The 6,727-nt window shown below is 69.3% G+C and carries 6 protein-coding genes; 1 reads left to right on the top strand and 5 read right to left on the bottom strand.

The features are described from left to right. Positions 1 to 509: 509 nt before the first annotated feature. The gene (locus D7V77_RS39210; RefSeq protein WP_120581320.1) at positions 510 to 1,004 is read left to right on the top strand and encodes a YbhB/YbcL family Raf kinase inhibitor-like protein; all 495 of its coding nucleotides are present in this window, start codon (positions 510 to 512) and stop codon (positions 1,002 to 1,004) included. A gap of 15 nt (positions 1,005 to 1,019) precedes the next feature. Here D7V77_RS39210 and D7V77_RS39205 read toward each other — a convergent pair whose 3' ends face one another. The 5 genes from D7V77_RS39205 to D7V77_RS39185 all read right to left on the bottom strand — a co-directional run. Continuing rightward, positions 1,020 to 1,634, bottom strand: a complete 615-nt coding sequence (locus D7V77_RS39205) for a hypothetical protein (protein WP_121754499.1) — start codon at positions 1,632 to 1,634, stop codon at positions 1,020 to 1,022. Between the two features lies 1 nt (position 1,635). Then, entirely contained in the window at positions 1,636 to 2,466 is an 831-nt protein-coding gene (locus D7V77_RS39200; RefSeq protein ID WP_120581318.1) for a DUF692 family multinuclear iron-containing protein, read from the bottom strand. A 4-nt stretch (positions 2,467 to 2,470) separates the two neighbouring features. Further along, a complete protein-coding gene (locus tag D7V77_RS39195) occupies positions 2,471 to 3,313 on the bottom strand; it encodes a methyltransferase domain-containing protein (RefSeq protein ID WP_120581317.1) in 843 nt (280 codons plus the stop codon). A gap of 21 nt (positions 3,314 to 3,334) precedes the next feature. Then, complete coding sequence (locus D7V77_RS39190) at positions 3,335 to 5,464, bottom strand: carbohydrate binding family 9 domain-containing protein (protein ID WP_120581316.1); 2,130 nt, start codon at positions 5,462 to 5,464, stop codon at positions 3,335 to 3,337. After that, a partial coding sequence (locus D7V77_RS39185; protein WP_147452307.1) for an MFS transporter occupies positions 5,461 to 6,727 on the bottom strand: 1,267 nt, incomplete at its 5' end. The genes D7V77_RS39185 and D7V77_RS39190, both read right to left, overlap by 4 nt.

Raw genomic sequence — 6,727 nt, 5'->3', positions numbered from 1 at the left:
AGATGTTTATAAGAGACAGGAGATGTACGGCTCCGCCGCCCGCATCTGCCGGGCCGTCTCGCCCAGCTCACTGCCCGGCGCGTCCGCCTGCCTCCGAGGCTCCTGGTCTGCCATGCGGACGCCTCACCAAACCCCGGGAAAGTCTTGGGTTTCCTTCACCAACCCCGACCCCGCCCATACACGCGCGGGCGCCGCTTAGCACCGAATGAGCGGCGCGTGCAACCGGTACGGGGGCGCGGGGCACCCCACCGCCAGCAGCGGTTGCGGCACCCGCAAGCGCAGCTACCACGGCGCCGGGGCCGGAGGGGTGGTTTCTCCTCTATAGGAGGGGCTCAAAGGAGCAGGCGGCCCTGGGGGCGCCCGGTGGATCAGCGGCGGCAGGGGGTCGCCGGAGCATGGGGGAGGTGACGGGCGGCCGGGCGGAGCGCCCTCCGTCTCTCAGCACCGGGACTCCGTCATCGCCAGCTTGGCAGGGGTCACGTTGGCCGTTCATGCCCAAGGAGTCACGCATGCCGAAGCCGCTCGAGCTCACCTCGCCGAAGTTCAAGGACGGGATGCCCATCCCCATCGCCTACACCGGCGAGGGCGACGACAAGGCGCCCCCCCTGCACTGGGAGAACCTCCCCGCCGGGGCCAAGAGCCTGGCGCTCATTGTGGAGGACCCGGACGCGCCGGACCCGGCGAACCCCCAGCGCACCTTCTGCCACTGGGTCCTTTATAACCTCCCGATCAACGCCCAGAACATCCCGGACGGGGCGACCCTGGACGTGCTGCCGGACGGGGTGCGGCTTGGGCGCAACGACTTCAACCGGCAGGACTACGGTGGCCCCATGCCGCCCATCGGCAGCCACCGGTACTTCTTCAAGCTGTACGCCCTGGACACGGTGCTGCCGGACCTGAACCAGCCCAACCGCACGCAGCTGCTCAAGGCGATGGAGGGTCACATCGTGGGGGAGACCCAGCTCATGGGCACCTACGAGAAGACGCACCACCGCAAGCATTGAGGCGCACGGGGCACCTCAAGGTGACGGCAGCTCGCGCAGCATCACGGCGGGCAGGTGGGGCACCTTGAGGTACTCCACGCGCGTGGGCTTCGGCTCCACCAGGGGCCAGCCCGGCGCGTCCAGCGCGGCGAGCAGCGTGAGCACCGGGTAGTCGAAGGACTCCACGAACGGGCCTGACGCCGGCATGGGGGCAAGACCCCACGCGAGCGACAGGCGCAGCCGTTCGCACCGCGCCAGCTGTGGCACGTAGGCGGGCAGACGCTGGAGGAGCTTCGCGTGCGGGGCGTGCTCGCCCGCTTCCAGGAAGCGGCAGTACGCGATGGCCTCCTCGCGGTTGAGCACTTCAGGCAGCACGTCCTGGAGGAAGCGCGCTCGCAGCGGGCCCAGCTCTGGCCGCTTCGCTTCGTCCACCCAGGCGAGCTGTTCGCGCACGCGCTCGGTGCGGTGGAAGTCCATCATCCTGCCGGCGCGCTCCACCACCACCGGATCCACCCGTTGGAGTGCCTCCACCTCCAACGACGTCAGGTCCAGCGGGGCCAGGGCCTTGGGTGCATCGCCGCGCCACGCTTCACGGAAGCGGGGATCCACGTGCAGCCGCGCCAGGACTTCCAACGTTCGTGGGTAGCTCATCTCAAGCCGCGCTCGCGCCGCAGCGCTGGAGGATGGCGCGCGCGCGGGCCAGCTCCTCCACCAACTGCGCGAAGGGAGGAAAGCCGCTGTCCATCTCGAAGTTCACGCCGCGCACCGGACTGCGTGGCGCCACGTATTCCAACAGGCGCCACACCTCCTCCGGCGACGGCGCGGAGTGGCTGTCCAATCTCAACCCCTCCATCGTCACACCGCCCGCCAGGTGCACCTGCACCACGCGCTCCAATGGCAGCCGGTCCAGGAAGGCATACGGGTCGAACCCGTGGTTGACCGCGTTGCAATACAGGTTGTGCAAGTCCAACAACAGTCCGCAGTCCGCGCCCTCCACCACGCGGCGCAGGAACTCCGCTTCATCCAACGTGTTGAGCGGCGTGTGGAAGAGATACGCGATGTTCTCCACCACGAAGGGCACGTCCAGGTCCGCCCGCGCCGCCTTCACGTTGCGCACGCACGTGGCCACCGCCTCCTCCGTCAGCGGCACCGGCGTCAGCGCGCGCAGGGGCAGGTTCCCCACGCGCGTGAAGCACAGGTGGTCTCCGTGCCAGACGCTCCGGGTGAGCTGGCGGACGCGCTTCAAGCCGTCGCGGTAGCCGGGCGCGTCCACGCCGTCCGAGCCCACCGACAGCTCCAGGCTGTGGCCCACAATGGGATAGCGCTTCGCGAGCAACTCCAGCCGCCGCTCCGAGTCCGGCGTGAGCGGCAGGAAGTGCTCGGGCGTCACCTCCAGCCAGTCCACGCCGGGGTTGCCACGCGCCAGGTGCGGATTGAGGTCCCAGCGGTAGCTGAGCCCCACGCCCAGGAAGGGAAGGCCCATGGCTTCAGGCCTTGCGCCGCGCCATCACCTGGAAGTGCTGCCCCAGGACGGCGAAGCCCTCGTGCGCCAGCTTCTCCTGCAACGCCAATATCTCCTCGCGCGCGGCCCACGCGTCCCACGGCTTCTCCGCGGTTCCGCCCTGCGCGGCCGCCATCGCCTTGAGCATGTCGAAGAACATCACCGGCTTGCCGAAAATCTCGAGCAGCTCCGCGCCCGCGTCCGCCACCGCGCGCTCCAGCTCGCGCACCGTGAAGGCGTGCACCGGCAGGCCATACGGGCACGTCGTGCGGCCGTCGTGGAGCGTGCGGAAGGCCTCCTGCGGCTTGCCCAGCTTCAGGTAGCCGGAGAAGGCCTCGTAGCGGTTGTCCACGCCCAGCACCACCGGCGCGCCCGGCTTCGCCACGCGCACCAACTCCTTCACCGCGCGCGGGTACGCGTCCAGGCAGTACGACACCGGGTCCCCTTCGCAGAAGACCAGGTCGAAGGCCGCGTCCGGCAGCTCCAGCGCCGCGACGTTCCCCTCCACGAAGGCCACGCGGTCCAGCAGCCCCTTCGCGGTGAACTGCGCCCTGGCGCCGTCCAGCATGCCCGGAGAGATGTCCAGCACGGTGACGTGGTGCCCGGCTTGCGCGAAGCGCGTGCCGAACTTGCCGCCCCCGCCGCCCGCGTCCAACACGCGCCAGGTCGTGCCGTCCTTCGGCAGCAGCGCCTCCACCGGCTTCCAGGTGAGGTGCTCGTACGTCAGCCAGAACAGCTTGATGGCCGTGGCGTCCGGCGTGCCCTGGTCGTACTTCGGGGACACCTCGTCGTAGCGGCGCTTGAGGCTCTGCGGGTCGGCGGAGGTCATGCGAATGGCCCTTGGGACAGGTCAGTAGTTGAAGGAGATTTTCGAGAGGATCCGCCGCTCCTGGGAGCCGCCGAAGGGCTGATCCGTGTAGACGAGGAAGATGTCGCTCCACTGGCGGTAGTGCCACCCCACCATCGCGTCCAGGAACGTGCCCTTCACGGAGTTGTAGTCCGCCAGCTCGTACACGCCGCCCTTCTGCAACGTCAGGCGCGCGTAGAGGTCCGGGCTGAAGTGGTAGCGCAGCTGCGCGTAGCCGGAGAAGCTGTAGCCGTCCCCGGACGTGCCGTAGAGGTCGCTGTTCGTGGGCACATTGAAGTTGCGCGTGTAGAAGCCGCTGAAGCGCGCGACGATGTGCGGCCCCACCTTCATGTTCACCGCGCCGTTGAAGCCGCGAATCTCTCCGCCCAGGAAGCGGCCGGCGACGGCCGTCAGCGTGTAGCTCTGCCAGTCGTGCGGGAACAGGGTGAAGCCAAACGTGCCCAGCCGGTCCCGGAAGCCCAGGTTGTCGTCGTAGATGCCCTCCAGGTAGAGCGCGAAGTCGTGGTGCAGGTAGGGCTGCACGTTGAGGCGGTTGCGCCAGCGCGTGCGCTCGCCCTCGTGGTTGCGGCGCCACAGCGAGTCCCACGTCATGTCCAGCCGGGGCAGGAAGCGCCACCCGGGGAACGGGTTCAGGAACAGGCGCGAGTTGTAGCCCTGCTTGTCCACCACCGGCGTCCAGCCCAGCGGGTTCGCGTAGTTCTTCCCGATGTCCTCGAACTGCAACCAGAACTCCGACAGCGTGTCGAAGCGGTGCAGGCCCACGTGGTACGCGTCCGAGTCCTCGTTGCCCAGCGGGCTCCAGCTCTTCAGCGCCTGCGCCTGGATGAAGAACTCCTCGAAGAGGTGGAAGTTGCCGTCGACGCCCACCGTCTGGAAGTCCGAGTCCCCGAACAGCCCGCCCCGCCCGCTGCGGTTGAGCGCCACCAGGGAGATCATCGACCGCTTGCCGATGTCCTGCTGCAAGCGGATGACGCCGGAGTTGACGTTCTCGAAGACCTCGCGGCCGTTGGCGTCCCGGCCGGTGAGGTCGCGGTGCTGCACGTCCATCATCGAGAAGCTCAAGCCCCCCAGCTTGCCGGTGAGCTGCAGGCCGCCCCACACCCGGTCATGCGGCCGCAGCGCGATGCGGCGCGAGGTGAAGACGTTGATGGGCGCGATGAAGAGGTGCTCGCTCTCCGTGAAGAACGCGCGGCGCTCAGGCAAGAGCGGCATGTCCGTGTCCAGGAGGAGGAAGCTCTGGTCGGCTTCCGCGTCGCTGAAGTCCGGGTTGGCGGTGAGCTTCACCGACAGCCAGGGCGTCGGGTCGATGCGCGCGTCCGCGCCCACGTTGGGACGGAAGACGCCCCGGTCGTCCGTGGTCTTGAGCGCCACCGTGGTGGCCACGTACGGGGTGATGCTGAAGATGGAGCGCGGCTTGATGCCCTTGAGCCCCTCCAGGTGCGGGTAGCGGCTCACCTTCGCGCTGTTGACGCCGTCCGGCGTCCAGTTGCTCCACTCCTGGTTGCGCGACTGTTCGCGGTCCAGGAGCATGCCGAAGGACATCTCGTCCTTGGCCTCGAACTGGAAGTTGGCGAACGGGATGCGCACCTCCGAAATCCACCCGTCCTTCACGATGGTGGACTTCGTCTCCCACTCCCCTCGCCAGTTGGTGGAGAAGGCCTCGCCGTCATCCACGATGCGCCCGTCGGTGCGCACGCCCAGCGGGTTGGTCCAGAAGTAGTACGCGTTCCGGTGGTCCAGGAACGTGTCCAGGATGATGGTGATGTTGTCCTCCTGGTGGAGGAACCCCTCGTTCTGCACCGTGTAGCCGGTGATGCGCTCCGGCTTGGAGTCGATGCAGTGGAAGAGGAAGTACAGGTTGTCCTGGTCGTAGAGGATGCGGACCTTGGTGTCGTCCGGCGCGGGCTTGCCGTAGTTGACGCGCGTGAGGTACCAGCCCGCGATTTCGGGGGCCTCCTGCCACGCGGGCTCGTCCCCCTTGCCGTCGATGGTGATGACGGCCTGCGTCCGCGTCGCGGTGACCTTGTACGGCGAATCAGCGTGTCCCAGCGTGGGCACCAGCGCGGCCAACAGCGCGGTGCCCCAGCGACACACGTGGCGAAGGGGACTCATCCAGGCTCCGAGGTGGGGGTGAGGGCGGCCACGGGGGCCGGTTCAGGAGTGGCGTGTGAAGACGCCTCGCGCACGCGCGACACACAGCCGAGCGCCAGCACGAGGGACACCGACGAAATGAGGAACGTGCTGCCGATGCCGGCGGCTTGCGCGACGAAGCCGTAGGTGACGGGCGCGAGCACGGAGGCCAGCGCGCCGCAGGCGCCCAGCGCGCCCATGAACCGGCCGCGCTCGGAGGGCGCCGGGGACTGCTCCACCACCAGCGCGGACGCGGAGGAGCGGTGCAGGCCGTCTGGGATGGCCAGCAGCACCCAGGCCACCACCAGCGCCATCAACGCGGCGCCGTCCGGCAGCCATCCCGCGGCCCCCAGCACCGCGGCCATCACCGCCATGCCCGCGAGGCCCGGCACGATCATGCCCACGCGCCGGGACAGCCGGTCCGACAGCCGTCCGCCGAAGGGCTGCACGAACGCGTACGTCAGCCACGACGCCGCCACCAGCGGCCCCACGGCCTCCCGGGGCGCGCCCAGCTCCACCGCGTACAGCGGCAGGTACGTGGGGAACAGCGCCAGCGCGAAGGTGAAGAAGAACTGCCAGAGGAACAGCGCCGCCGCGCCCGGCCGGTCCTTCACGTAGGTGAACGGCGACAGGAGCCCCCGGAACACCAGGCCCCACGCAGCGCCCGCCCCACCGCGCACTGCCTCCGCGCGCGGGGGCCGCGCCGGTTCGTCCAGCCCCAGCAGCAGCAGGCTGCCCGCGAGGAACAGGCCCCCCGCCAGGAAGAAGGTGCCCGCCACCGACAGCGCGCGGATGACGGCGGAGGACGCGAACAGCGCCGCGACGAACACCAGGTTCGACGTGGCATCCAGCAGCGCGAAGAGGGTGGCGCGCTGCCTGGCGGGCGCGAAGTCCGCCACCATCGCGTTGGACACCGGCGCCGCGCTGCGCGACAGCAGCATCTTGAGGATCATCACGGCGGCGAGCGGCTGCGGGTCGTCCACCAGCGCCACCGCCGGCACCATCAGCGACGTGACGAGCGACAGGCCCACCACGAAGGGCTTGCGCCCATGGCGGTCCGACAGCGCCCCCAGCACCGGCTGCACGAAGATGGGCAAGAGCGCCCCCACCGTGTAGAGCGCGCCAATCTCCTGGAAGCCCAGCCCGCGCGAGCGCAGGTACAACGGCATCACCGGGTTGAGCAGGCCGGAGGCCGCCATGCCCAGAAGCCCCGAGCCCAGCATCACCCGCAGGTTCCCCAGCCCC

This window comes from Corallococcus sp. CA041A (assembly GCF_003612075.1).
Classification (GTDB): Bacteria; Myxococcota; Myxococcia; order Myxococcales; family Myxococcaceae; genus Corallococcus; species Corallococcus exiguus.
Note: the sequence above shows the minus strand (reverse complement) of the source record. Positions and strands in the feature narration are given on the sequence as shown.

Excerpts from the sequence above, each read along its gene's own strand:
- D7V77_RS39210 (WP_120581320.1), top strand. The coding sequence starts at position 510 with ATGCCGAAGCCGCTCGAGCTCACCTCGCCGAAGTTCAAGGACGGGATG.
- D7V77_RS39195 (WP_120581317.1), bottom strand. The coding sequence starts at position 3,313 with ATGACCTCCGCCGACCCGCAGAGCCTCAAGCGCCGCTACGACGAGGTG.
- D7V77_RS39205 (WP_121754499.1), bottom strand. The coding sequence starts at position 1,634 with ATGAGCTACCCACGAACGTTGGAAGTCCTGGCGCGGCTGCACGTGGAT.
- D7V77_RS39190 (WP_120581316.1), bottom strand. The coding sequence starts at position 5,464 with ATGAGTCCCCTTCGCCACGTGTGTCGCTGGGGCACCGCGCTGTTGGCC.
- D7V77_RS39200 (WP_120581318.1), bottom strand. The coding sequence starts at position 2,466 with ATGGGCCTTCCCTTCCTGGGCGTGGGGCTCAGCTACCGCTGGGACCTC.